Raw genomic sequence first — 22,563 nt, 5'->3', positions numbered from 1 at the left:
GGTTACGACAGGATCGGCGCGGGGACCCCGCCGGGGGCGAGGAAGGTCGCGAAGGGGAGGTTGCGCACCACCCAGAAGACGAGGATGGCTCCGGGCAGGGCCCACGTCCAGAACGGATGGAGCGGCGCGGGCGGTGCGGGAGGCGTGGGCGGCGGGCGGAAGGACCGGTACACCCAGCGCACGTAGGCGAACGCGAGGAACGGCAGTACGGCCAGCAGCAGGAGGTTCATCTGCGCGGCGCCGACAATGTCGAAGTAGGTGAGCGCGTGCAGCGCCCGGGTGGTCCCGCAGCCCGGGCAGTAGGTTCCGGTGACCGTCAGCCACGGGCAGACGGGATAGCGCCCCGGCACGTTGGGGTCGACGACGTGCACGACGACCGCGCCGAGGAGGCCGAGAACGCCGAGAGCGAGCGGCGCCGCCGCAGGATGCAGGCGGCGCCGTCTCTCTGGTATCGACGGCTCGACCATGGTGTCGTCAGGGAGTGGTGTAGGGGTAGGAGGGATCGCTGGTGACGGCGGCGCCCAGCATGACCGTGAAGATGATGCTGAGCAGCAGCATGACGATCCCGATGGCGAAGCCGATCACGCCGATGATCCCCAGGATCTTGGCGGTGCTGGACGCACTCTCGGCTCCGGCGTAGTCACCCATCTCCCACTTCTTGTTGACTTGAAGCGAGAAGACCAGGCCGATGATGCCGATGACCGTGCAGCCGAGGATGCCCAGGATGTTCATCCACAGGTAGTTCTTGGGCGGCTGCGCGGCAGGCTGACCCCCGCTGGGGTAGCCGGGGGGCGGGGTGAAGCCACCGGGGGGCGGACCGGGCGGAGGACCGTAGCTCATCGTTCGTGTCTTTCCGTAATTGCGTTTCTTCAGGACGCGTCGCAATCCAGGGAGAGGATCCAACGGGTGTCACGGTTGAACCTACTGCCCCGGATGCACACGAACGACCGAATAATGCCAGATTTTTGCGCGCTATGCCTGGCTTGGTCTGGCAGCGGGAGCAGCGGCCCTCACCATCCGGTTGCTCCGGTCCCCGGAACAAGTCCCGGAGACCGGGCGGTCACACCGTTGCTTTCTCGCTGTTCTTGGTCTGCTGGGCGAGCTTCGCCTCGTACTCTTCGCGGGTCATCGGGCGAGGGCGGGGCGCCTTGCGACCCAGTCCCGCTTTCTTCATCACACCGGCCACGACAGCACACACCACGCTGGCGCCCAACCCGACCAGGGTGCAGGTGAGGAAGTTCAGACCAGCGATGATCGCAACCGCGGATGCAAGCCAGACGACGATCCACGAGATGGTGAGGAACCAGCCGGCAACGGTGTTGCCGTGGTCGTCATGGTGTTCGGCCATCAACGCTCCTTAGGTTCAGCGTTCTCATCGGTGGGATCCGCGCCGCTGTCGAGCGACCGCCACAAATCTGCGGGAGCACCGGTACGGGTCGCGCGGGGGGCGCTGTGGCGATCGTACCGACTGCTCATGACCGGCCATGCAGTACCCCTGACCAGGGTCAGCACCCCTGCGACGCACAGCAGTACCGCGCCTGCGCCCGCCAGGACAGGCCACTGCCATGCCACAGCGGGGTCGCCCAGTGTCCCCTCCACGGTGGTGGCCTGCTCCGCGGCAGCCGCCAGCGCCGCGGGGCGTATTCCCAGCACAACAGCGGTGCCGGCACCGACCCCCAGCAGCACGACCAGGGCCCCCACGGCTCGCCGTGCCGCTCCCCTGGTCGCTACCACCGCCGCGAGCGCGGCGAGCGCGGTCCAGCCCAGCGCGGAAGAGACCGGGGCGAGCTCGGCGGCGGACAGTTCCACGGTGACGGGGGCGAGGTCCTCGGCCAGGTCGATGCGGACCGCAGCCCACACCTGCGGGGCAGCGGCGAGCAGCGCGACTGCGCCCAGCGCGAGCAGGGCAAGCGCGGCCAGGTACTCGCGGCGGACCGGGCGAGGAGTGCTGTTGCTCACAGCAGCCGGTCCGCGTCGAAACAGGTGCGGTCCCCGGTGTGGCAGGCCCCGCCGGTCTGGTCGACTTTGACGAGCAGGGTGTCGCCGTCGCAGTCGAGGGACACCGAGACGACCCGCTGGGTGTTTCCCGACGTCGCGCCTTTGACCCAGTACTCGCCTCGGCTGCGCGACCAGTAGGTGGCGGCCCGGGTGGTGAGCGTGCGGCGCAGCGCTTCGTCGTCCATCCAGGCGAGCATGAGGACCTCCCCGGTGTCGTACTGCTGCACGATGGCGGGGACGAGTCCGTCAGGGGTGCGTTTGAGACGTGCTGCGATTTCGGGGTCCAGTTGGGGAGGGCTACCGCTCATACCTGCAAGCCTACGGCTGCGGGATCGCGTTCCCGGACCGGGCTGTGCTTATCTGGGGCGGGAAACGCACCGCGACGTGCGGGCGGCTTCCCGCCACCGCGCGCACCGTCGAGGAGGAGCCTTGGTAACCGTCGACCAACTCGCGACCGACCTGTCCGCTAAAGCCGCGGCTTTGCACCGGCTGGCCGACCACCTGGCCCGAAACGACCCGTACACGGCGCTGCCGTCCCTGTTGGACGACGAGCCTGCCGCGGTCGTGCTGCTGGGGGTGGGGGCGGGCTACTACGCGTGCCAGGCCGCGGGCATGCGGCTGCGCCGCGCCGGCCTGGGAGCGTTCGCGGAATCAGCGACCCGGGCCCAGCTTCCCCCGGGCGGTCCGGACACGCTGGTGGTCGCGGTGGCACTGGGCAGCGGGCGGCGGGAGCTGTGCGAGTCGCTGGAGCACTATGCGGGCTCCAGCCCGGTGATCGTGCTCGCCGAGTCCCCGGAGGCTCCGGAGGCCCGCTACGCCGATATTGTGGCGCCCCTCATGGCCGGGGATACCGCGCGGGAACTCGAGGTCCTGGCCTACCAGCAGGCGGTGGCGCTGCTGCTGGTGCTGGCGGCCCGGCTGGGCGCGTCCACTCCCGGGGTGGCTGACCCGGCGGCGACCCTGCGCCGTGCCGCGAACTCGATCACCGACCTGTGGGAGCGCTCCCCCCACTGGGTGCCCGCCCTGGCTCAGACGCTGCACGGGCCTGCGGGCACCGCCCTGGTGGCGCCCGCGGAACTGCTGCCTGCTGCCCAGTTCGGCGCGTTGACGCTGCGGCGCGGCCCGGTCCTGGTGGCGCACGCCTGCGAGACCGGGGAATGGTCGCACGTCGACCGCTACCTGGCTGCGCTCCAGGACTACCGTGCCCTGCTGTTCACCGGGTCGCGGTTCGACGAGCGGTTCGCCGCCCACCTGACTGCGCTGCGCGGCGTCTTCGCCGCCGTAGGGGGCGACGTGCCGGGGGCGGCGATGAGCCTGCGCTACCCGGGCGAGCAGGATCCAGACGTGCGCCTCCTCGTGGACCCGCTGGTCAGCGAACTGCTCGCCCTGCACTGGTGGCGGGAGCGCGACGCCTGATCCAACCGCGGACCGCAGGCTGCTCACGCGGAGCTGCGCACCCAGGAGGCGTGCAAGTCCGCGTACACGCCGGGACGGGCGACCAGTTCGGCGTGGGTGCCGCGCTGGACGATCCGGCCGCGGTCGAAGACCAGCACTTCGTCGGCGGCCTCCGCGGTGGACAGCCGGTGCGCGATCGCCACCGAAGTGCGGCCCCGGGTGAGGAGGTCCAGGGCGTGCTGGATGCGGACCTCCGTGGCCGGGTCGACCGCCGAGGTGGCCTCGTCCAGGATGAGCAGATCGGGGTCGGCAATGTAGGCCCGGATCAAGGCAACGAGCTGCCGCTCCCCCGCGGACAGGGACTCGCCGCGCTGCCCCACGGGCGTGGCCAGGCCGTGCGGTAGGCCCGCCAGCCATTCGCTGAGCCCCAACTGGGTGATCGCCTCGGTGATCTGCTCGTCGGTGGCCTCAGGCCGAGCGAAGCGGATGTTGTCGGCCAGAGTGCTGTCGAACAGGAACCCTTCCTGGGGGACCAGCACCACGCGGGAGCGCAGCGAGGAGAACGCCACTTCGCGCAGGTTCACCCCGTTGAGCAGGATCTTGCCTTCGTCCGGGTCCATGAGCCGGGTAAGGAGTTTGACGAAGGTGGTCTTGCCGGAACCGGTCTCCCCGACCACGGCGACACGGCTGCCCGGGGCGATCTCCACGGTGATGTCGTCGAGCACGCGGGGGCCGCCGGGGTAGGCGTAGTTGACGTGGTCGAAGCGGATGGAGATCGGGCCGTGCGGCAGGGGGGTGCCGGAGGCTCCCGGATCCGCGATGTCGGGTTCGGTGTCGAGGACCCCCAGGACCCGTCGCCAGCCCGCGATCGCGTTCTGGGCTTCGTTGAAGATCTCGGTGGCCATCGTCATGGGGGCGACGAACAGGTTGATGAGGAACAGGAAGGCCACGAGCTGTCCCGCGGTGAGCGAGCCGATGACCCCCAGCCAGATACCGACCGCGATGACGACCGCGTAGGTGAACGCGGAGACGAGCTCGGCCAGCGGGGAGACCGCCATGGAGAGGCGCTGGGCTTTGACTTGGGCGTTGCGGGTGGCCAGTACGGTCCGGTCGATGCGCCGCGCCGTGCGCTCCTCAGTGCCGTAGGCGCGGATCACCGCGGCGCCCACCACGGTCTCCCCGATGACGCCGAGCATCTCCCCCGTGCGTTCCCGGACTTTCAGGTAGGCCTTGGAGAGCAGCCGCTGCAGCCAGCGCACCCCGAAAAGCAGGGGCAGGAAGCACACCCACACCAGCAGGGTCAACTGCCAGGAGTACACGGCCATGAGCACGGTGGCGATCGCCAACTGGCCGGTGCTGACGATGAGCAGGATGCCGCCCCACTGCATGAAGGTGCTGATCTGGTCGACGTCGCTGGTGACGCGGGAGACCAGGGCGCCTTTGCGTTCACTGTTCTGGGTGAGCACCGACAGGTCGTGCACGTGGCGGAACGCTGTGCGGCGCAGCGTGGCCAGCCCGGATTCGGTGGACTGGTAGAGGCGCGCGTTCATCAGGTAGGAGCACAGCGCGGTGACGACGACCAGGGCTGTGCAGAGCGCGACCGTGGCCACCACGAAGCCGATGTCGGGTCCGCCTTCGGCGAGCAGCCCGTTGTCGATGATCTGCTGGACGGCGAGCGGCACGATCACTTTGCCGAGGGTCGCCACCACGGCGAGGGCCACGGTCACCGGCAGGCCGCGAGTGAATTCGGGGGACAGGGCGACCCCGCGGCGCAGAGTGGCCCACGCTGACTCGGTAGACCGGTGCAGGGCGGGCGCGGTGGGCGCAGGCGTGGAAGCCTCCGCGGGGGCCTGGGCGGGGGAAGTCCGGGTACGGGTCGGGGCGCTCATCGGACAGCCTCCTGGTCGGCGGATCGGGACGCGGCGGCAGCGCGCCGTTGGGCAGCCTGCTCGTAGGCGGTGACGAGACGGCGGTATCCGGGGGAGCGGGCCAGCAGCTCTTCGTGGGTGCCCCGGTCGCGGACTGTGCCTTGTTCGAGGTAGACGACTTCGTCGGCGAGTTCGATAGTGGCCCGGCGGTAGGCCACGACCACGACGGTGGCTCCCGCCAGGTCGGCTTCCCGTAGCCCGCCGAGAATCCGGGCTTCGACCTGGGGGTCGACCGCGGAGGTCGCGTCGTCCAGGATGAGCAGTCGGGGTCGGCGCACCAGGGAGCGGGCCAGGGCGAGGCGCTGCCGCTGCCCGCCGGACAGGCTGGTGCCGCGCTCCCCCAGCCGCGTGTCGAGCCCTCGGGGCAGGGCCGCCACGAAAGAGTCGGCGTGGGCGAGGCGCAGGGCCTGCCAGACTTCGGTGTCGTCGACGTCCAAGCCCAGGGTGATGTTGTCGCGGACAGTGTCGTCGAAGATGAACGTCGTCTGCGGCACGAGCGCGATAGCGCAGGCGAGTTCCCCGGGGGCGTAGCGGCGGGCGTCCACCCCGTTCACCAGGACGTCGCCGTGGTCGGGGTCGACGAGGCGGGCCAGCAACATGGTGAGGGTGGACTTCCCGGACCCGGTGGGGCCGACCAGGGCGGTCACCTTCCCCGGCGCCAGGTCCAGGGTGACGTCGCGCAGCACGGTGATGCGTGGTGTTTCTTCGTTTCCGGTCGCGTCCAGGCCGCGTCCGCCTTCCAGGGTGTCCCGGCCGAGGTCGGCGGGGGAGGTGTCGGCGTAGGAGAAGCTGAGGTTGCGGACGCTTACCGCCAGGCCGCCCTCGCCGTGCAGCCGTTCCTTGCCGTAGTCGGTGCCTCCTTGCGCGTTGAGCACTGCGCTGACCCGCCGCCAGCCCACCACGCTGCGGGGCAGGTCCCCGAGCAGCCAGCCCAGGGAGCGGATCGGGAGCGACAGCAGGGTGAACAGGTAGGCGATCTGGACGATGTCGCCTGCGGTGACGTCGCCCCGCTGCAAGCGGATCAACCCGATGAGCAGCACCACGAGCACGCCCAGGTTGGGCAGTGCCTCCAGCAGCGGGTCGAATGCGGCCCGCATCCGGCCCACGCGGATCTGGGCGTCGCGGAGGCGTTCCGCGGCCCGGGTGAACCGTTCCGTCTCCATGTCTTCGCGTCCCAGGGTCTTGACGACGAGTGCGCCGTCGAAGGACTCGTGGGCGACCTCGCTCACCTGGGAGCGCAGGGCTTGCGCGTGGGTGGCTGCGGGGGACACGCGGCGCTGGAAGACGAGGTTGGCGATGGCGAGGAGCGGGAAGACGACGAAGCCCACCAGGGCGAGCACGAGGTCGGTGGCGAGCATCGCCCCCGCGGCGATCACCAGCATGGCGGTGCTGCCCACGGCCATGGGGAGCGGGGCAAGCGGCTGCCAGGTCGCTTCAACGTCGGCGTTGGCGTTGGACAGGAGCTGCCCTGCGGGGTGCCGCTGGTGCCAGGCCAGCGGGAGTTCCAGGTACCGGCGGGCGACCGCGCGCCGGTAGCGCGCCTGCATGCGGTACTGCATGAGCCCGGCGTAGAAGCGGCGCGCCCCCAGTCCGAGGGCTTTGAGGAAGCCGACCGCGAACACGACCGCGGACGCGGTGGCGACCGCGGCCACGGTGGTGCGCTGCTCCATGATGGCGGGCAGGATGACCTGTTCGGCGACGGCGCCGAGGACGGAGGCTGAGGCGACAGCGGCGACCGCGTAGAGGACTGCACCGGCCACGGCGGCACTGAAGACCCACGGTTCCGTGCGGATGGCGATCCACAGGATGCGCATCCCCTCGGTGAAGACTCGAGAGCTGACGTCGGGCTTCGCTGCGGCTGGCCCCTGCGCCATTCATCCCCCCGTTGTGTTGTCGTGGTGTGCAGTGCTCCCCTGGCAGGCGCAACGGTTCCTCACCGTACCTACCGGACCGTCAGGGTGCACCGGTCAGGTTCAGCGCCGGGGATTGCCGAACTTATTCCAGTCCGAGGGCTTGGGCTGGCCGTGCCGCTCCTGCCGGGACTGCCCCGCTCCCCCGGTTCTAGCTCGATGAGCTGGGCAGACGGGTCCGGTGTTCGACGGGGTGTGCGGCTGCTGCTGTCCGGATGCGGCCGCGGCATGGCATGCCGGTGGGGGGACGGGAGCGCGCTCCCGTCCCCCCACCGGCAGGGAACAGTCCAGGTGCGGCCCGCGGGTCAGCGCACCGGGTAGCCTTTGGCCCGCAGCTCGGCTTTGACGTCGCTGATGGTGATCTCCCCGAAGTGGAACACGCTGGCGGCGAGGACCGCATTGGCGCCCGCGTCCACGGCGGGGGCGAAGTGTTCGACCGCGCCCGCTCCCCCGCTGGCGATGAGCGGCACGTTCACCGCTTTCCGGACTGCGCGGATGAGCTCCAGGTCGAAGCCGGACTTGGTGCCGTCGGCGTCCATGGAGTTGAGCAGGATCTCCCCGGCCCCGAGCTCTTCAGCCTGCTGCACCCATTCGACCGCGTCGATGCCGGTCCCTTGGCGGCCCCCGTGGGTGGTGATCTCGAAACCGCTGGGGGTGGCCGTGCCGTTGACGGTGCGGCGCACGTCCGCGGAGAGCACGAGGACCTGGCTGCCGAACTCCTGGGCGATTTCGCGGATCAGTTCGGGCCGCCGCACGGCCGCGGTGTTGATGCTGACCTTGTCTGCTCCGGCGCGCAGGAGCCGGTCGACGTCCTCGGTGCTGCGCACCCCTCCCCCCACGGTGAGGGGGATGAACACCTGCTCGGCGGTGCGGCGCACCACGTCGTAGGTGGTCTCGCGGTTGCTGCTGGACGCGGTGACGTCGAGGAACGTCAGCTCGTCGGCGCCTTCAGCGTCGTAGCGCCGGGCCAGCTCCACCGGGTCGCCCGCGTCCCGCAGGTTCTGGAAGTTGACGCCTTTGACGACCCGGCCCCCATCCACGTCCAAGCAGGGGATGACGCGTACTGCCAGGCTCATTGGGCAACCTCGCGCACGGTAGCCAGGGCTTCTTCCAGGGTGAACGCGCCCTCGTACAGGGCGGTGCCCATGATGGCGCCTTCCACCCCTTCGGGCACGAGCGCGGCCAGTGCGCGCAGGTCGTCGAGGCTGGAGATACCGCCGCTGGCGACGACCGGCTTGTCGGTGCGGGAGCACACGTCCCGCAGCAGGTCGAGGTTGGGGCCTTTGAGGGTGCCGTCCTTGTTGACGTCGGTGACGATGTAGCGGGCGCAGCCCGCAGCTTCCAGCCGTTCCAGGGTCTCGTAGAGGTCGCCGCCGTCGCGGGTCCAGCCGCGCGCGGCCAGGGTCGTGCCGCGGACGTCCAGACCGATCGCGACCCGGTCGCCGTGTTCTGCGATGACCTTGGCGCACCAGTCGGGGTTTTCCAGCGCGGCGGTGCCGATGTTGACGCGGTGGCAGCCGGTGGCCAGGGCTGCGTTCAGCGACTCGTCGTCGCGAATCCCTCCGGACAGTTCCACTTTGATGTCGAGCTTGCCGACGATGGAGGCGAGGAGTTCCCGGTTGTGGCCGCGGCCGAACGCAGCGTCCAAGTCCACGAGGTGGATCCACTCGGCTCCGGCGTTCTGCCAGGTCAGCGCGGCGTTGAGTGGGTCGCCGTACCGGCCGCCGGTTCCGTCTTTGCCCTGGACGAGTTGGACTGCCTGGCCGCCGGCGACGTCGACGGCGGGAAGGAGTTCAAGGATGGGCGCCATGGTGGTGAACCTTTCACGGGCGTACGAGCACAGGGGCGCTACAGTGTCGCCACCCAGTTGGCGAGCAGTTGGGCGCCCGCGTCCCCGGATTTCTCCGGGTGGAACTGGGTGGCCCACAGCGGACCGTTCTCCACGGCCGCCACGAACGGGGTGCCGTGGGTGGACCAGGTAACCAGCGGCGGTTTCAGGTGCGGGCTTGTGGTCTGCATCTCCCAGGTGCGCACGCCGTAGGAGTGGACGAAGTAGAAGCGCGTGTCTTTGTCGATTCCGGCGAACATGGCGGATTCCGCGGGCGCGTCCACGGTATTCCAACCCATGTGGGGGATGACGGGAGCGTCGAGCCGTTCCACGGTGCCGGGCCATTCCGCGCAGCCTTCGGTGACGACGTCGTTTTCGACTCCCCGTTCGAACAGGATCTGCATGCCCACGCAGATACCGAGGACGGGCCGGCCTCCGGCGAGGCGTTTGCCGATGACGCGGTCGCCGCGGAGCGCACGCAGTCCGCGCATGCACGCTGCAAACGCCCCCACTCCGGGGACGACGAGCCCGTCGGCTTCCAACGCGGTGTGCGGGTCACTGCTGATCGTGGCGTGGGCGCCGACGCGCGCCACGGCCCGCTGCGCGGAACGGAGGTTTCCCGATCCGTAGTCGAGGATGACAACGCGTGGCTGCACGGATGGACGAGCCTTCCTGTGTGGACGGTCAGAAGTAGCCGAGGCGGAGCACTCCGGCGATAAGGGCGAGGAGTGCGCAGACAGCCAACCCTGCGGCGATGACCCGGTTAATCTTCCACAGGGACAGGGTGCCGCCGACGAGCAGGCCGCTGAGGCCGATCAGCAACACCCCTATGATCGCTGTGCTCACAGCGTGCCCTTGGTGGACGGCACCCCGGTGACGCGGGGGTCGCGTTCGCAGGCGGACCGCAGCGCGCGGGCCACTGCCTTGAACTGGCATTCCACGATGTGGTGGGGGATGCGCCCGTAGGGCACGTGGACGTGCAGGGTGATCCGCGCCTGGGCGACGAAGGACTCGAAGATGTGCCGGGTCATCGTGGTGTCGTAGTCCCGGCCGATCATCGGGGCCATGCCTTCGGGTTCGGAGTGCACCAGGTAGGGGCGGCCCGAAATGTCGACGGTGACTTCGGCGAGCGCCTCGTCCAAGGGGACTTTGGCGTCGGCGAAGCGGCGGATCCCGCTCCGGTCGCCGAGGGCTTCCCGGAACGCCGCCCCCAGGGCGAGGGCGGTGTCCTCCATCGTGTGGTGGGCGTCGATGTGCAGGTCGCCTTCGGTGCGCACGGTCAGGTCGAACAGTCCGTGCTTGGCGATCTGGTGGAGCATGTGGTCGTAGAAACCGACGCCGGTGGAAATGTCGGCGGCACCGGTGCCGTCGAGGTTGACCTCGACGAAAACCTTGGTCTCGTTGGTGGCGCGTTCGACGCGGCCGATGCGGCTCATGGGCTGGTTCTCCTCGTCGTGGCGATACACATCCGCCGGATATCGAATCTATCTGTCAGGCAAGGACCGCGGTCAGGCGCGCCCCGTCGCCGTGAGCAACGCCTCTCGGAAGATCGCCATCTCCTCGGGGGTGCCGACGGTGACCCGCAGCCATTCGGGCGGTCCCACTTCCCGGATGAGCACCCCCTGGTCCAGAAGGTGCTGGAAGACCGCCGAGCGGTCGGGGAACCGCCCGAAGAGGACGAAGTTGGCGTCGGAGTCGGCGACCTCGAAGCCGTGGGCGCGCAGCCAGTCGACGAGGGCGTCGCGTTCGGCGCGGAGGGTGGCGACCGCACTCAGCAGTTCGTCGGCGTACCGCAGGGCAGTCAAGGCTACCGCCTGGGTCACGGTCGACAAGTGGTAGGGCAGCCGCACCAGTTGCAGGGCGTCGACGACAGCCGGGTGCGCGGCCAGGTAGCCCAAGCGGACCCCTGCCATGGCGAACGCCTTGGACATGGTGCGCGACACGATGACGTTGGGGTAGGTGCGCAGCAGCGACAGCGCGCTGGGGGTCCCTTCCCGGCGGAATTCGGCGTACGCCTCGTCCACGACGACGACACCGGGGGCGGCTGCAGCGATCGCCTCCACCGTGGCCAGCGGGAGCGCGGTCCCGGTGGGGTTGTTGGGCGAGGTGAGGAAGACGACGGACGGCTCGTGTTCTTTGACCGCGGCGACGGCGGCGTCCGCATCCACGTCGAAGTCTGCGGTGCGGGGGACCGACACCCATTCGGTGGCGGTGCCGCGCGCGATGATCGGGTGCATGGAGTAGGACGGTTCGAACCCTAGGGCTTTGTGCCCGGGCCCGCCGAACGCCTGCAGGATCTGCTGGAGGATCTCGTTGGAGCCGTTGGCTGCCCACACGTTGGCGGCGTCCACCCCGTGGCCGAGGTAGTCGGCGAGGGCCTGGCGCAGGGCGGTTGCTTCGCGGTCGGGGTAGCGGTTGAGGCCGACGGCGGCTTCCGCGGCGGCACGGCCGATCGCCTCCACCAGTTCCGGGGACGGCGGGTACGGGTTCTCGTTGGTGTTGAGGACCGCTTTCACCGTCAACTGGGGGGCGCCGTAGGGGGCCTGGCCGCGCAGGTCGTCGCGGAGCGGCAGGTCGTCGATGCTGAATCCGGTGTGTCCGAAGTCGCTCACGCCTGCTGTTCCTCCCGGGGGATGCGCGCGGTGACAGCCGCACCGTGCGCGGGCAGGTCTTCGGCTTCGGCGAGGGCCACCACGTGGTGGGCGACTTCGGCCAGTGCGGCACGGTCGTATTCGACGACGTGGATGCCGCGCAGGAAGCTCTGCACGCTCAGTCCCGAGGAGTGGACGGCCACCCCGCCGGTGGGGAGCACGTGGTTGGAACCCGCGCAGTAGTCTCCCAGCGACACCGGAGAGTGGTCGCCGATGAAGATCGCTCCCGCGTTGCGGACGCGGGCGGCAACGGACTGGGCGTCGGCGGTCATGACCTCCAGGTGTTCGGGGGCATAGGCGTTGACGACGTCCAGGCCGTGGTCGATGTCGTCGACGAGGACAATGCCGGACTGGGGGCCGCCCAGGGCCTGGGTGATGCGTTCCCGGTGCTTGGCGGCGGGAACCTGGCGCGCGAGTTCGGCTTCCACGCGGTCGGCGAGGGCGGTTGACGGGGTGACGAGGACCGAGGCGGCGACGACGTCGTGTTCGGCCTGGCTGATCAGGTCCGCTGCCACGTAGGCGGGGTTGGCGGTGTCGTCGGCGAGGATGGCGATCTCGGTCGGCCCTGCCTCGGAGTCGATGCCGATGATGCCTTTGAGGAGGCGTTTGGCGGCGGCGACCCAGATGTTTCCGGGGCCGGTCACCATGCTGACGGGAGCGCACTCGCCCGCACCGTACGCGAACATGGCGATGGCCTGGGCACCGCCCACGGCGTACACCTCGTCTACGCCGAGCAGGGCACAGGCCGCCAGGATGGTGGGGTGCGGCAGTCCACCGAATTCGGCCTGCGGCGGGGAGGCCACGGCGAGGGAGGGCACCCCGGCTTCTTGGGCAGGCACGACGTTCATGACCACGCTGGAGGGGTAGACGGCACGGCCACCGGGCACGTACAGCCCGACCCGGTCGACGGGCACCCAGCGTTCGGTGACGGTTCCTCCGGGCACGACCCGGGTGGTGGTGTCGGTGCGGCGCTGGTCGCGGTGGACGATGCGGGCCCGGCGGATCGCCTCTTCCAGTGCGGCGCGCACGGTCCGGTCAAGTCCGGCGAGGGCGGTTTCCAGCGCGTCGGCGGGCACCCGGATGTGGGCGGGGCGCACGCCGTCGAAGCGCTCCCCTAGCTCGATCAACGCCTCAACCCCGCGATGGCGTACGTCTTCGCAGATGGGTCGGACTTTTTCGACTGCGGACGCGACGTCTATCTCAGCGCGCGGCAGTGATGCGCGCGGGTCTGCGGGGTTGCCTCGAAGATCGATTCGGGAGATCACGGACCTCATTGTAGGGGTGGTGCCGCACCGCAGCGCCTGGGGCAGCGCTCCCCTGGGTCTCCTGTCCTGGACAGCGCGAGGCGGGACGGCTCCTCGTCGTAGAGCGCTGCCGCGGCGGAGGGCCGCCTGGTCCGCACTGCTGTTGCCGGGAGTTGTCGAGTCTCGGCGCGCCGCGGCAGGCCCGGTCTGCGGGCGCGTACCGTCCGCCACGGCCGGGCATACTGGGACGATGTCCACCACGTTGCCGCTCTTTCCACTCGGCTCGGTCCTCTTCCCTGGGATGACCATGGCCCTGCACGTGTTCGAGGACCGCTATCTGACCCTGGTGAACGACCTGCTCAGCCTGCCGGCAGACCAGCCCCGCCGGTTCGGGGTCGTCGGCATCACCCTGGGCCACGAGGTCGGGGAGAAAGCAGCGCACCAGTGGGCCGACGTGGGGTGCACCGCCGAGATCAGCACGGTGCAGCGCCGTCCCAATTCGAGTGTCGACCTCGTGGTCACGGGGGTGGAGCGTTTCCGGGCGGTGGAGTGGCTCGCCCCGGATGGGACCACGCCCTACCTGCGGGCGCAGACGGTGCCGCTGGCGGAGGAGGTCGGCGAGGAGGCCGAGGTGTGGCGGGAGCGCGCCGCCCACCACTTCGCGGTGTACTTGGAGCGTCTCGACCGGATTGGGATCATCGTGGCCGACGACACGGACCTTCCTAAGGATCCGGTGGCGGCCTCCTACGCGTTGGCCGACGCCATCGTGCTGGATATGCCGGACAAGCAGGCGCTGTTGGAGGCCGACTCCGCGGCGGAGCGGTTGGCCCGCGCCGTGGAGCTGCTCCGGCGAGAAAACCGGGTGCTTTCTGCGTTGCGGTTGCTTCCTGCGGGGCGCTTCCCGCACCAGGTGATCAACCTGAACTGACCGGCGGGGTGCGGGGTTGGGGCCTGCGGGGCGTGCCGCTCTTTCCAGACGCGGCGGACCAGCCTACTGTGATCAATATCCGGTTGACACAGGACAGGCGAGGAGTCCGCGATGGTCGCCGCGATCGTGTGGGGCACGGTGCTGCACTACCTGCTCATCACGTTCTGTTATGCGGCGACTCGGATCCGTTATTCGCAGGTGCGGGCGTCCGGTCCGCGGCGTCCCCCGGTGGGTGTGGATGAACTCGACCCGTACGAACTCGCCCTGCTTGCGGGGGGACGCCCTCGGGTGGGGGAGGTCGCGGTAGCCGAGCTGTTCCTCACTGGGCGGATCACCGCGTGGGGTCCGGGCATGGTGGCCGGGGTCGCGCAGCAGTCTGCTCCAGCTCCGCCCGGCCTGTCGGATTCCCCGTTCGTGCGGGCGCTCTCCGTCCGCCTCGCGGTCAACCGCCCCCTCGCAGTGGACCGGTTGGTCTCCGCAGCGACGTGCGGGGATGCGATCACTGCTGTGCTGTGGCGGCTGCGCCGCCTCGGATTGTTCCTGCCGCCGGAGCGGTTGCGCGCCATGGCCGTGCTCCGCAGGGCCGCGTGGCTGTCCCAGTTGGTGCTAGGGGCCGTGACGGTGCTGGCCGCGGGGTTCCTGGTGGGGTGGACGGTGTCGTCGGCACCGGCGAACCGTTCTCTTGTCCCGCTGCTGCTGGTCGTGTTGCTGGGCTATCCCTTCCTGCTGCATGTGGCGTTCCGCGCTGCGGGCGGGCTGGGGGCGGTCGGGATGGCAGCGCTCGTGGTTGCGGTGAGCGGGGCGGTGGGCGGGTTTTCGCGGGCGGAGTCGCTGGTTGCCGCGGTGCTGTTCGGGGGCTGGTTCGTGTCGTACGCGGCCTACTGGGCGACCGGGGGCAGGCTGGGGCCGCGCACCGTTGCCGGGGACGTGCTGTTGGCGGAGGCCCGTGCGAAGCTGGCAGCGCGCCGGGATGTGCGGGCGCTGCTGCAGGCGACCGCGGTGGTGGGGCTGCGCGGGCTGCGGGCGGGCAAGGCTCTGGCGCTGGGGTCGCCTCGGGTGGGGCGGCTGATCGCCTTCGCCACGGCCTGCGCCTCCTCCTTCGGCGCCGTGGACCGGGGGGTGGGGGGCGACTTCGGGTGGGACGGGAGGCGGGGCAACTGGATGACGCGCGGGGAGATCCCGCCGCTGCCGTCTCCCCCGCCGCGGGACGGGCACCACCGGGACCGGCCGCCCGGTGAGCGTCCCTGACCCCTGCTACGGCCAGTGAACTCTTCCCTCCCAGGCATTGCCAGCGATCGATATCCGATATATCGTTTAAATGTCGATAGTCAAAAGACTGTCTTATGTGTTCGGAGAGGAGGGGACGATGGTCGCTATGGCGATACCTGCGGGGTGGCGCACGGTCGGGCCGGGCAGTTTCTTCCGCCGGGCTGCGGGCTGCCGCGCACGTCGTCACGCTGGCCACCACCACGGATGGCACTTCGCCCACCACGGCGGTTTCCCGCCGCCGATTCCCCCCGGCCCGTGGCCGCCGCACGGCGGCCCGGCCTTCGGCGGCCCGCGGGGCCCCTTCGGGTTCCATGGTCCCCGGGGCGGCCGCGGCATGCGCGCCCGGCGCGGCGACGTGCGCACCGGCATCCTGCTGCTCCTGGCTGAACGGCCGATGAGCGGCTACGAGATCATCAAGGAGGGCCGCGAGCGCAGCAACGGAGTGTGGCGGCTGAGCCCCGGCTCGGTCTACCCGGTGCTGCAGCAGCTGGAAAGCGAAGGCCTCGTCACGCTCGCCGCTACCGGCGTGGGCCGTCGCCGCCCGTATGAGCTGACAGAGCAGGGCCACGCCTACGTTGCCGAGCACGCTGCGGAGCTGACCCCGCCGTGGGAGAGCGCCGCGCAAGAGTACGAGGAGACCCACGCCCGGCATCTGGAGCTGGCGTCACTCGCCTCCCAGTTGACCGCGGCGGTGGCCCAGGTCTCCCAGGTAGGCACCGACGCCCAGGTGGAGCGAGTCAAGCAACTGCTGGTCAAGGCGCGCAAGAGCGTCTACCGCATCCTCGCGGAGGATGACCTCTCCGACGATGAAGAGCTGTAGCTCGCCCGTCGGGGCCTCGGCTGGGTGAGCACTCCCGCCGTCTAGGCAGCGCTGGGGCGGCCTTCCTGCGGGGCGGCCGCCTCTTCCGCGGTCTTCTCGGCCTCGCGGGCCTTGTCGCTCTGACGGAGCATGAGCGCTTCAAACAGGCCGTACTGGAGGACGGCGCTGAACGACCACAGGAGCAGCGCGCTGTGGGCCCGCAAGGTCAGACCCGCGGGGACGACGTCACCCGGGGCGGCCAGGGCCAGCGCGCGTTCTGCGGCGTGGAAGTCGAGTCCAGCCCCCACTCCCCAGGCGGTGAAGGAGCCCGCCACGGTCCCCGCGGCGAGGCCGAGCAGGGTGGCCAGTCGCAGGTCCAGGCGGTGGCGGTGCGAGATCCGCTGCTGAAGGAGGTAGCAGGTGTAGCCGACCACCAGTCCGGCGACCAGCATCATGATCGAGTAGTAGCCGTCGACCGCGAACCAGGTCTGGGAGAGCGGGTAGTAGGCGAGCCCTTGCGAGGTGACGGTCGCCTCGGGGCGCGGGGCGATCAGCCACCACAGCAGCCCGAGCGGCACCCCGAGCAGGGTGACTCCGCCGAAGACCACTGCTCCCACGGCGAGTGTGCGCCCCATGACCGGCTCCCACCTGTCTTCTCCGGGTCGTACCGCCTTGAGCGTATCCCCTGCGGGGGAGACAGGGTGACATACCACCGCCGGCCCGCCTCTTCAACAGAAAAACCGGTGTGCCCCCGGCCACAGCGGCCCGCATCCCCTGTTCTTCCTGCGAAAACCTTTTCGCTAGACCAGAGAAATCCCGAAAAATTCTTCCCCTCGTCTTTGAATATTCAAATACTTTCGGATCTATTCCTGCACAAGGTCTTCTTCTGGCAGCCGGGCGGCAATCTTTTTTTCACCCCACCTCTCTCTAGCGCCCGTTCTTTTTTGTTCTCAACTGCACGAAACCAGTGGTCAGCGCCGGATCGGCGGATCCCACACTCCAGGGCAGAACCCGCACGCATCCCGGGGCGAAACACCTCGCTCATCAGACCTCTCCCCTGCGCCCCACACGCAACCGCAGACCGGACAGCACCCCAATAAAACCCGTTTTGAGCAGCAGAAACGATCGTCTTCACCGGGACGTTATCCGACAGACCACGCGGTCTTTTTCTCCTTTAAACGTCTTACCAATCCTTTCTGACCTCATCTGTTGCCATATGTCACTAGATCCCCTAACCTTTGTGCCACGTGCCGGCAGTTACACAGAGCGCTCACTCCGATACGGCTATTCCAAAGGAGAGGTAGAGATGGAAAAGAAGAAGTACACCGCTCCGCAGCTCGCTAAGGTCGGCGAATTCAAGGAGGCCACCGGCTGGTACACCGCGGAATGGGGCCTCGAGCTGATCTTCGTCTTCCCGCGCTTCATCTGATAGATAGTAGGAATTCCACACAAAAATATCTGTCATTCTCGCCGGAGGACCAGTGGTCGGTTGCATCAGTCCTTACTTCGCTGTTTTCCCTGATAAGGACGTTCTCGGGCAGGCAACCGACCGCCTTCCGGCAGCCCAGACGCTGGCGTCCCACCCTTCGGGACGCCCTTGGCTTGTAGGCGCGCTCCCCGCCGACCAGCTCCTGCTGGTCGAGGCCGGGGAGCGCCGCCTCGCCGTGATCGGACACTGTTCGGCTGAGCCTGAGCGGCTGCGTGCGGAACTCGCCCAGATCGACGACGTGGCCCAGTTCGACCGCATCGCGCGCACCCTGGACGGCAGCTTTCACCTGGTCGTGGTCGTCGGCGACCAGATGCGGATCCAAGGAAGCGTGTCCGGGCTCCGCCGAGTCTTCCACGCCCACGTCGGTACAGCCCGAATCGCCGCGGACCGCTCCGACGTGCTCGCCGCGGTACTCGGCGTCTCCCCCGACCCGGACGTGCTCGCGCTGCGGATGTTCAACGGCCTGCCCTACCCGCTCAGCGAGCTGCCCCCATGGCCCGGGGTGGAGCACGTCCCCGCCTGGCACTACCTCAGCCTCGGCTTGCATGACGGCCGCCACCGGGTCGTCCAGTGGTGGCATCCCCCGGAAGCGGAACTCGCCGTCACCGCCGCAGCTCCCCTGCTGCGCACTGCCCTGGCCGGAGCCGTGGACACCCGCACCCGCGGTGGCGGAGTGGTTAGCGCCGACCTGTCCGGCGGGCTCGACTCCACTCCCCTCTGCGCCCTGGCCGCTCGCGGCCCGGCCAAAGTCGTCGCCCTGACCTTCAGCAGCGGCCTTGACACGGACGATGATCTCCGCTGGGCGAAGATCGCCCACCAGTCCTTTCCCTCGGTGGAGCACGTGGTGCTCTCCCCCGAGGACATCCCCGGCTTCTACGCTGGCCTCGACGGGGAGTTCCCCCTGTTGGACGAACCGTCCGTGGCCATGTTGAGCACGCCGCGCATTCTGAGCCGGCTGCACACGGCCCGCGCCCACGGCTCCCGCCTGCACATGGACGGCCTGGGCGGCGACCAGCTCCTCACCGGATCGCTCAGCCTCTACCACGATCTGCTCTGGCAGCGGCCGTGGACTGCCTTGCCGCTCATCCGCGGCCACCGCCTCCTGGCGGGACTGTCGCTGTCAGAGACCTTCGCTTCGCTCGCTGACCGCCGTGACCTCCGCGCATGGCTTGCCGATATCCGGCACTCCATCGCCACGGGAGAACCGCCGCGCCGCTCCCTGTTCGGATGGGACGTCCTGCCCAAGTGCGGGCCGTGGCTGACCGCCGAGGCGCGCGAGCGCGTGCTGGCCCGCTTCGACGCGGTCCTGGAGTCGCTGGAGCCTCTCGCCCCGACCCGAGGCAGGCACGCTGACCTGGCCGCGATCCGCGCGGCCGGCCGCGACCTGCGACTGCTGCACCAGCTCGGCAGCAGCGACCTGCCCCGCATGGAATCGCCGTTCCTCGACGACCGCGTGGTGGAGGCCTGCCTTCAGGTGCGCCACGAAGGCCGGATGAACCCGTTCGAATTCAAGTCCCTCATGAAAACGGCCATGGCTTCCCTCCTCCCCGCGGAGTTCTTGACCCGCCAGTCGAAGACCGACGGCACTCCGCTCGCTGCGGAGGGGTTCACCGAACAACGCGATCGCATCATCCAGATATGGCGGGAGTCCCGACTGGCGGAACTGGGGCTCATCCACCCCGACGTGCTCGTGGAACGGGTCAAACAGCCCTACTCGTTCCGGGGCCCGGACTGGGGCATGGAGCTCACCCTCACCGTCGAGCTGTGGCTGCGGTCCCGCGAACGTGTCCTCCAAGGAGCAAACGGTGGAGACAACAGGAGCTGAATTCCGGCTACGTCCCGAGATCTCAGTCGCGCAAACCGACTACGGCATGGTGCTGCTGGACGGCCGCAGCGGTGAGTACTGGCAGCTCAACGACACCGCGGCGCTGATCGTGCAGCGGCTGCTGGACGGGCACTCCCCCGCCGACGTGGCCCAGTTCCTCACCAGCGAATATGAGGTGGAGCGGACCGACGCGGAACGCGACATCGCCGCGCTCGTCACCAGCCTGAAAGAGAACGGGATGGCGCTGCCATGAGCGAGAACGTAGTGCTGCAGCGCAGCAACGTGCGCCTGTCGTGGCGGACGAAGTGGGCGGCGCGCTGCGCGGTGGGAGCGGCCCGGCTCCTGGCCCGCAAACCCCCGGAGCGGATCCGCGCTACCCTGCTGCGTCTCCGGGGCGAGGTGCGGCCCGCCACCTACGAAGAGGCCAAAGCCGCCCGGGACGCGGTGCTCGCGGTCAGCCTGCGCTGCGCCGGACTGCGGGCCTGCCTGCAGCGTTCGCTGGCTATCGCACTGCTGTGCCGGATGCGCGGCACCTGGGCCACCTGGTGTGTGGGGGTTCCCCGCCGCCCGCCGTTCATCGGACACGCCTGGGTGGAGGCCGAAGGACGCCTCGTGGAAGAAGGCGTCGGCTACGACTACTTCAGCCGTCTGATCACCGTGGACTGACCCTGCCGTGCCTCTGTCTCCTCCCCGCTCCCTGCGCCTGCTCGTCGCCCACCTGTGGCCGCACCGCCGGGCCGTGGCCTTCGGTGCGCTCCTCGGACTGCTCGGCGGTATCGGCACCCTGGCTGAGCCGCTGGTGGCCATGGCCGTGGTGGACGCACTAGGAGAAGGGTCCCCGCTGGGCTGGCTGCTGGCCCTGCTCACCGTGCTGGTCGTCGGCGGGGCCGCGCTTGCCGGGCTGAGCTCCTATGTGCTGCACCGCACCGCCGAGAGCATGGTCGCCGCGGCCCGGAGACGCCTGGTCTCCCACATTCTGCTGCTCCGCGTGCCCGAGCTCGACCGGCTCAAGCCCGGCGACCTGCTCTCCCGGGTGACGTCCGACACCACCTACATCCGTTCCGCGGCCGGCCAGGCCCTGGTCGACTCCGGGAGCGCGCTGCTGGTCGCGATCGGCTCGATCGTGCTCATGGCCTGGATCGACCTGCCGCTGCTGCTGGTGTGCCTGGCCGTGATCGGGGTGATCGGGGTGGGGTCGGCCGTGATGATGCCGCCGATCCGCAGGGCCAACGAACGTTCGCAGCGGGCTGTGGGCGAGGTGGGCGCGCTGGTGGAGCGCGCACTGGGCGCGTTCCGCACGCTCAAAGCCAGCTCAGCGGAGCGGCGGGAGATCAGCGCGGCCAAGGCCGCGGTGCGGACCGCGTGGCGGGAAGGGGTGCGTTCCGCGGCGTGGACCGCGGCGACCAACGTCGCTGTTGTCGTCACGTCGCAGGCCGCGTTCCTCGTGGTGCTGGGGGCAGGCGGCGCCCGGGTAGCGATGGGGGCGATCGACGTCTCCGAGCTGATCGCGTTCCTGCTCTACCTGATGCGGCTCACCGGTTTCGTCGCCCAACTGGCGCAGGCGGTCAGCAGCCTGCAGAGCGGGCTGGCTGCGATGCGCCGCATCGCGGAAGTGGAGCAGCTCCCAGTGGAGCACATCGGCGTACCGCCGCGGCGCACCCCGGCCGCGACCTCCGCGGCTTCGGTCTCGTTCACCGGGGTGTCGTTCCGGTACCGCGAGGACGGGCCGTGGACCTTGCGGAATGTGACGCTGGACGTGCCCGCGGGCGGGCTGACCGCACTGGTGGGCCCCTCCGGGGCAGGGAAGACTACGCTGTTTTCCCTGGTGGAGCGGTTCTACGATCCGCATGAGGGCGTGGTCGCCATCGACGGCGTCGACGTGCGCGACATTCCGCTGGTCCGGCTGCGGTCCATGATCGGCTACGTGGAGCAGGACGCCCCCATCCTGGCGGGCACGCTGCGCGACAACCTCTGCTTTGCGGCCCCACACGCCGACGAAGAAGAGATCCGGCGGGTCGTGGAACTCACCCGGCTCACCTCTCTCGTGGAGCGGCTGCCGGACGGGTTGGACACGCAGGTCGGCCACCGGGGCACCACCTTGTCGGGGGGTGAGCGCCAGCGGGTGGCGATCGCCCGGGCCCTGCTGCGGCGGCCCCGGCTGCTGCTGTTGGACGAGGCGACGTCGCAGTTGGACGCGACCAACGAGACCGCGCTGCGGGACGTGGTCGTCGCTATCGCGAAGACGACGACGGTCATCATCATCGCGCACCGGTTGTCGACGGTGGTGGACGCGGACCGGATCGCGGTTGTGGAAGGCGGCCGGATTCGGGCCGTGGGCAGACACACCGACCTGCTTCTCATCGACGACCTCTACCGGGAGCTGATCGAAGCCCAGCTTCTCGCGTCGTGAACGGGCTGGTGCCCGTCCCGGAGGGCGCCGATTGCTGCGGCGAGTTCCGCTGCCGCGGGCCTGCGGTCCGGGTCGGTGTCCAAGGCGGCCTGCACCCAGGGCAGCAGCAGGCTGGGGGTGCCGCGCAGGTCGGCTTCCCCGTGGAGGACGCGTTCCACGGTCTGCCGCAGTGTGCCGGATCCGAACGGCCGCCGCCCGGTGGCGGCGTAGGCGACGAGGCCGCCCCAGGCGAAGACGTCGGCGGCGGGTCCGGGAACGCGGTGGTGGAACTGTTCTGGGCTGATCCACCCGGGGGACCCGAGGATCTTGCCGCTGTCCGCGTCGCCGGTTTCGCTGGTGCGCCGGGCGATCCCGAAGTCGATGATCTTCGGGCCGTCTCCGGCGAGGAGGACATTGCCGGGTTTGAGGTCGCGGTGCACGATCCCGGCACGGTGGAGGGCCGCGACCGCTTCGGCCAGCCCGGCGGCGAACTCGAGGAGCTCTACCCCCATGAGCGGTCCTTCCGCGTCGACGCGGCGGCCCACGGTGGGGCCTGCGATGTAGCGCATGGCCAGCCAGGGCCGCTCGGTGTGGATGTCGGCGTCGAGGAGCGGGGCCGTGTACGTGTCGGCGACCTCCCTCAGCAGGGCGACTTCGCGGGCGAACCGGTTCCGGCAAGTGGTGTTGGCGGCGACCATCGGGTGGAGGACTTTGACTGCCACCCAGTGGCCTGCGGAGTCGAGGGCGGCGTAGACCGCCGCGGCGCCTCCGGTGCCGATCCGTTCGACGATCCGGTGCCCGCCGATCTGCTCCGGCTCTTCCTCGGGTTCGTCGGTGCTTTCGACGTCGTCGACGAGGGCGTAGGGAACCGTGCCCAGTTCACCAGAAACCGCCATGAAAGTCCCCCCGA

Annotated in this window: 25 protein-coding genes and 1 pseudogene; 10 read left to right on the top strand and 16 right to left on the bottom strand. The window is 69.7% G+C overall.

Going from position 1 to position 22,563, the window contains the following annotated elements; translation table 11 throughout:
* Positions 1–2: 2 nt before the first annotated feature.
* The 5 genes from TFU_RS05815 to hisI all read right to left on the bottom strand — a co-directional run bounded on the left by TFU_RS05815 (position 3) and on the right by hisI (position 2,306).
* A complete protein-coding gene (locus TFU_RS05815) occupies positions 3–467 on the bottom strand; it encodes a DUF2752 domain-containing protein (RefSeq protein WP_011291610.1) in 465 nt (154 codons plus the stop codon).
* A gap of 7 nt (positions 468–474) precedes the next feature.
* Positions 475–840, bottom strand: coding sequence for a CD225/dispanin family protein (locus TFU_RS05810; RefSeq protein ID WP_016188516.1), 366 nt, complete (start codon positions 838–840; stop codon positions 475–477).
* A gap of 220 nt (positions 841–1,060) precedes the next feature.
* Positions 1,061–1,348 (bottom strand): HGxxPAAW family protein, encoded by a 288-nt coding sequence (locus TFU_RS05805; protein WP_011291608.1) that lies wholly within the window; start codon positions 1,346–1,348, stop codon positions 1,061–1,063.
* Positions 1,348–1,959, bottom strand: a complete 612-nt coding sequence (locus TFU_RS05800; protein ID WP_011291607.1) for a Trp biosynthesis-associated membrane protein — start codon at positions 1,957–1,959, stop codon at positions 1,348–1,350. The genes TFU_RS05805 and TFU_RS05800 overlap by 1 nt, the downstream gene beginning before the upstream one ends.
* Positions 1,956–2,306 carry a phosphoribosyl-AMP cyclohydrolase gene (hisI, locus tag TFU_RS05795; RefSeq protein WP_011291606.1) on the bottom strand — a complete coding sequence of 117 codons (351 nt, stop codon included), beginning with the start codon at positions 2,304–2,306 and terminating at the stop codon, positions 1,956–1,958. Before hisI ends, TFU_RS05800 begins: the two co-directional genes overlap by 4 nt.
* A gap of 121 nt (positions 2,307–2,427) precedes the next feature.
* Here hisI and TFU_RS05790 point away from each other — a divergent pair, with 121 nt between their 5' ends.
* Positions 2,428–3,414 carry a hypothetical protein gene (locus TFU_RS05790; protein ID WP_016188513.1) on the top strand — a complete coding sequence of 329 codons (987 nt, stop codon included), beginning with the start codon at positions 2,428–2,430 and terminating at the stop codon, positions 3,412–3,414.
* A 23-nt stretch (positions 3,415–3,437) separates the two neighbouring features.
* Here TFU_RS05790 and TFU_RS05785 read toward each other — a convergent pair whose 3' ends face one another.
* The 9 genes from TFU_RS05785 to hisD form a co-directional block, all read right to left on the bottom strand.
* Positions 3,438–5,282 carry an ABC transporter ATP-binding protein gene (locus TFU_RS05785; protein ID WP_011291605.1) on the bottom strand — a complete coding sequence of 615 codons (1,845 nt, stop codon included), beginning with the start codon at positions 5,280–5,282 and terminating at the stop codon, positions 3,438–3,440.
* Positions 5,279–7,195 carry an ABC transporter ATP-binding protein gene (locus TFU_RS05780; RefSeq protein WP_011291604.1) on the bottom strand — a complete coding sequence of 639 codons (1,917 nt, stop codon included), beginning with the start codon at positions 7,193–7,195 and terminating at the stop codon, positions 5,279–5,281. The genes TFU_RS05785 and TFU_RS05780 overlap by 4 nt, the downstream gene beginning before the upstream one ends.
* A gap of 341 nt (positions 7,196–7,536) precedes the next feature.
* Positions 7,537–8,307: an imidazole glycerol phosphate synthase subunit HisF gene (hisF, locus tag TFU_RS05775; protein WP_011291603.1), complete on the bottom strand. Its 771-nt coding sequence runs from the start codon at positions 8,305–8,307 to the stop codon at positions 7,537–7,539.
* A complete protein-coding gene (gene priA, locus TFU_RS05770; protein WP_011291602.1) occupies positions 8,304–9,041 on the bottom strand; it encodes a bifunctional 1-(5-phosphoribosyl)-5-((5-phosphoribosylamino)methylideneamino)imidazole-4-carboxamide isomerase/phosphoribosylanthranilate isomerase PriA in 738 nt (245 codons plus the stop codon). The genes hisF and priA overlap by 4 nt, the downstream gene beginning before the upstream one ends.
* A 38-nt stretch (positions 9,042–9,079) precedes the next feature.
* Positions 9,080–9,715, bottom strand: coding sequence for an imidazole glycerol phosphate synthase subunit HisH (gene hisH / locus TFU_RS05765; RefSeq protein ID WP_011291601.1), 636 nt, complete (start codon positions 9,713–9,715; stop codon positions 9,080–9,082).
* Positions 9,716–9,743: 28 nt separating this feature from the next.
* On the bottom strand, positions 9,744–9,905 hold the full coding sequence (locus TFU_RS16170) for a hypothetical protein (protein WP_011291600.1): 162 nt from the start codon (positions 9,903–9,905) through the stop codon (positions 9,744–9,746).
* Positions 9,902–10,495: an imidazoleglycerol-phosphate dehydratase HisB gene (hisB, locus tag TFU_RS05755; RefSeq protein WP_011291599.1), complete on the bottom strand. Its 594-nt coding sequence runs from the start codon at positions 10,493–10,495 to the stop codon at positions 9,902–9,904. The genes TFU_RS16170 and hisB overlap by 4 nt, the downstream gene beginning before the upstream one ends.
* Positions 10,496–10,567: 72 nt before the next feature.
* Complete coding sequence (locus TFU_RS05750; protein WP_011291598.1) at positions 10,568–11,671, bottom strand: histidinol-phosphate transaminase; 1,104 nt, start codon at positions 11,669–11,671, stop codon at positions 10,568–10,570.
* A complete protein-coding gene (hisD, locus tag TFU_RS05745) occupies positions 11,668–12,975 on the bottom strand; it encodes a histidinol dehydrogenase (RefSeq protein WP_038043568.1) in 1,308 nt (435 codons plus the stop codon). Before hisD ends, TFU_RS05750 begins: the two co-directional genes overlap by 4 nt.
* Positions 12,976–13,204: 229 nt before the next feature.
* On the opposite strand from hisD, the gene TFU_RS05740 reads away from it, so the two are divergent.
* From TFU_RS05740 to TFU_RS05730, 3 genes are all read left to right on the top strand, one after another.
* Positions 13,205–13,882: an LON peptidase substrate-binding domain-containing protein gene (locus TFU_RS05740; protein WP_011291596.1), complete on the top strand. Its 678-nt coding sequence runs from the start codon at positions 13,205–13,207 to the stop codon at positions 13,880–13,882.
* Positions 13,883–13,993: 111 nt separating this feature from the next.
* On the top strand, positions 13,994–15,130 hold the full coding sequence (locus tag TFU_RS05735) for a TIGR04222 domain-containing membrane protein (protein WP_011291595.1): 1,137 nt from the start codon (positions 13,994–13,996) through the stop codon (positions 15,128–15,130).
* A 118-nt stretch (positions 15,131–15,248) separates the two neighbouring features.
* Positions 15,249–15,971 (top strand): PadR family transcriptional regulator, encoded by a 723-nt coding sequence (locus tag TFU_RS05730; RefSeq protein WP_011291594.1) that lies wholly within the window; start codon positions 15,249–15,251, stop codon positions 15,969–15,971.
* Between the two features lie 41 nt (positions 15,972–16,012).
* Here TFU_RS05730 and TFU_RS05725 read toward each other — a convergent pair whose 3' ends face one another.
* The gene (locus TFU_RS05725) at positions 16,013–16,585 is read right to left on the bottom strand and encodes a hypothetical protein (RefSeq protein WP_011291593.1); all 573 of its coding nucleotides are present in this window, start codon (positions 16,583–16,585) and stop codon (positions 16,013–16,015) included.
* Positions 16,586–17,256: 671 nt separating this feature from the next.
* Here TFU_RS05725 and TFU_RS16310 point away from each other — a divergent pair.
* The 6 genes and pseudogenes from TFU_RS16310 to TFU_RS16300 all read left to right on the top strand — a co-directional run bounded on the left by TFU_RS16310 (position 17,257) and on the right by TFU_RS16300 (position 21,674).
* Positions 17,257–17,379 (top strand): hypothetical protein, encoded by a 123-nt coding sequence (locus TFU_RS16310; RefSeq protein WP_255266122.1) that lies wholly within the window; start codon positions 17,257–17,259, stop codon positions 17,377–17,379.
* A 52-nt stretch (positions 17,380–17,431) separates the two neighbouring features.
* Positions 17,432–19,264 carry an asparagine synthase-related protein gene (locus tag TFU_RS05720; protein WP_011291592.1) on the top strand — a complete coding sequence of 611 codons (1,833 nt, stop codon included), beginning with the start codon at positions 17,432–17,434 and terminating at the stop codon, positions 19,262–19,264.
* Positions 19,245–19,517, top strand: a complete 273-nt coding sequence (locus tag TFU_RS05715; protein WP_011291591.1) for a lasso peptide biosynthesis PqqD family chaperone — start codon at positions 19,245–19,247, stop codon at positions 19,515–19,517. Before TFU_RS05720 ends, TFU_RS05715 begins: the two co-directional genes overlap by 20 nt.
* Complete coding sequence (locus TFU_RS05710) at positions 19,514–19,930, top strand: lasso peptide biosynthesis B2 protein (protein ID WP_011291590.1); 417 nt, start codon at positions 19,514–19,516, stop codon at positions 19,928–19,930. Before TFU_RS05715 ends, TFU_RS05710 begins: the two co-directional genes overlap by 4 nt.
* Positions 19,931–19,967: 37 nt before the next feature.
* Positions 19,968–20,789, top strand: a pseudogene (locus TFU_RS16305) (ABC transporter ATP-binding protein); the annotation flags it as partial.
* The gene (locus TFU_RS16300; RefSeq protein ID WP_370492657.1) at positions 20,790–21,674 is read left to right on the top strand and encodes an ABC transporter ATP-binding protein; all 885 of its coding nucleotides are present in this window, start codon (positions 20,790–20,792) and stop codon (positions 21,672–21,674) included. It begins immediately after the preceding pseudogene.
* Here the strand turns inward: TFU_RS16300 and TFU_RS05700 are convergent.
* A complete protein-coding gene (locus tag TFU_RS05700; RefSeq protein WP_011291588.1) occupies positions 21,635–22,549 on the bottom strand; it encodes a serine/threonine-protein kinase in 915 nt (304 codons plus the stop codon). The genes TFU_RS16300 and TFU_RS05700 overlap by 40 nt on opposite strands.
* Positions 22,550–22,563: the final 14 nt, after the last annotated feature.

Origin of the sequence: Thermobifida fusca YX (genome assembly GCF_000012405.1) — a bacterium.
Taxonomy (GTDB): domain Bacteria; phylum Actinomycetota; class Actinomycetes; order Streptosporangiales; family Streptosporangiaceae; genus Thermobifida; species Thermobifida fusca.
Note: the sequence above shows the minus strand (reverse complement) of the source record. Positions and strands in the feature narration are given on the sequence as shown.

Excerpts from the sequence above, each read along its gene's own strand:
- TFU_RS05815 (WP_011291610.1), bottom strand. The coding sequence starts at position 467 with ATGGTCGAGCCGTCGATACCAGAGAGACGGCGCCGCCTGCATCCTGCG.
- TFU_RS05810 (WP_016188516.1), bottom strand. The coding sequence starts at position 840 with ATGAGCTACGGTCCTCCGCCCGGTCCGCCCCCCGGTGGCTTCACCCCG.
- TFU_RS05805 (WP_011291608.1), bottom strand. The coding sequence starts at position 1,348 with ATGGCCGAACACCATGACGACCACGGCAACACCGTTGCCGGCTGGTTC.
- hisI (WP_011291606.1), bottom strand. The coding sequence starts at position 2,306 with ATGAGCGGTAGCCCTCCCCAACTGGACCCCGAAATCGCAGCACGTCTC.
- TFU_RS05785 (WP_011291605.1), bottom strand. The coding sequence starts at position 5,282 with ATGAGCGCCCCGACCCGTACCCGGACTTCCCCCGCCCAGGCCCCCGCG.
- TFU_RS05780 (WP_011291604.1), bottom strand. The coding sequence starts at position 7,195 with ATGGCGCAGGGGCCAGCCGCAGCGAAGCCCGACGTCAGCTCTCGAGTC.
- hisF (WP_011291603.1), bottom strand. The coding sequence starts at position 8,307 with ATGAGCCTGGCAGTACGCGTCATCCCCTGCTTGGACGTGGATGGGGGC.
- priA (WP_011291602.1), bottom strand. The coding sequence starts at position 9,041 with ATGGCGCCCATCCTTGAACTCCTTCCCGCCGTCGACGTCGCCGGCGGC.
- hisB (WP_011291599.1), bottom strand. The coding sequence starts at position 10,495 with ATGAGCCGCATCGGCCGCGTCGAACGCGCCACCAACGAGACCAAGGTT.
- TFU_RS05740 (WP_011291596.1), top strand. The coding sequence starts at position 13,205 with ATGTCCACCACGTTGCCGCTCTTTCCACTCGGCTCGGTCCTCTTCCCT.
- TFU_RS05735 (WP_011291595.1), top strand. The coding sequence starts at position 13,994 with ATGGTCGCCGCGATCGTGTGGGGCACGGTGCTGCACTACCTGCTCATC.
- TFU_RS05730 (WP_011291594.1), top strand. The coding sequence starts at position 15,249 with ATGGTCGCTATGGCGATACCTGCGGGGTGGCGCACGGTCGGGCCGGGC.
- TFU_RS05725 (WP_011291593.1), bottom strand. The coding sequence starts at position 16,585 with ATGGGGCGCACACTCGCCGTGGGAGCAGTGGTCTTCGGCGGAGTCACC.
- TFU_RS16310 (WP_255266122.1), top strand. The coding sequence starts at position 17,257 with ATGGAAAAGAAGAAGTACACCGCTCCGCAGCTCGCTAAGGTCGGCGAA.
- TFU_RS05710 (WP_011291590.1), top strand. The coding sequence starts at position 19,514 with ATGAGCGAGAACGTAGTGCTGCAGCGCAGCAACGTGCGCCTGTCGTGG.
- TFU_RS16300 (WP_370492657.1), top strand. The coding sequence starts at position 20,790 with ATGCGGCTCACCGGTTTCGTCGCCCAACTGGCGCAGGCGGTCAGCAGC.
- TFU_RS05700 (WP_011291588.1), bottom strand. The coding sequence starts at position 22,549 with ATGGCGGTTTCTGGTGAACTGGGCACGGTTCCCTACGCCCTCGTCGAC.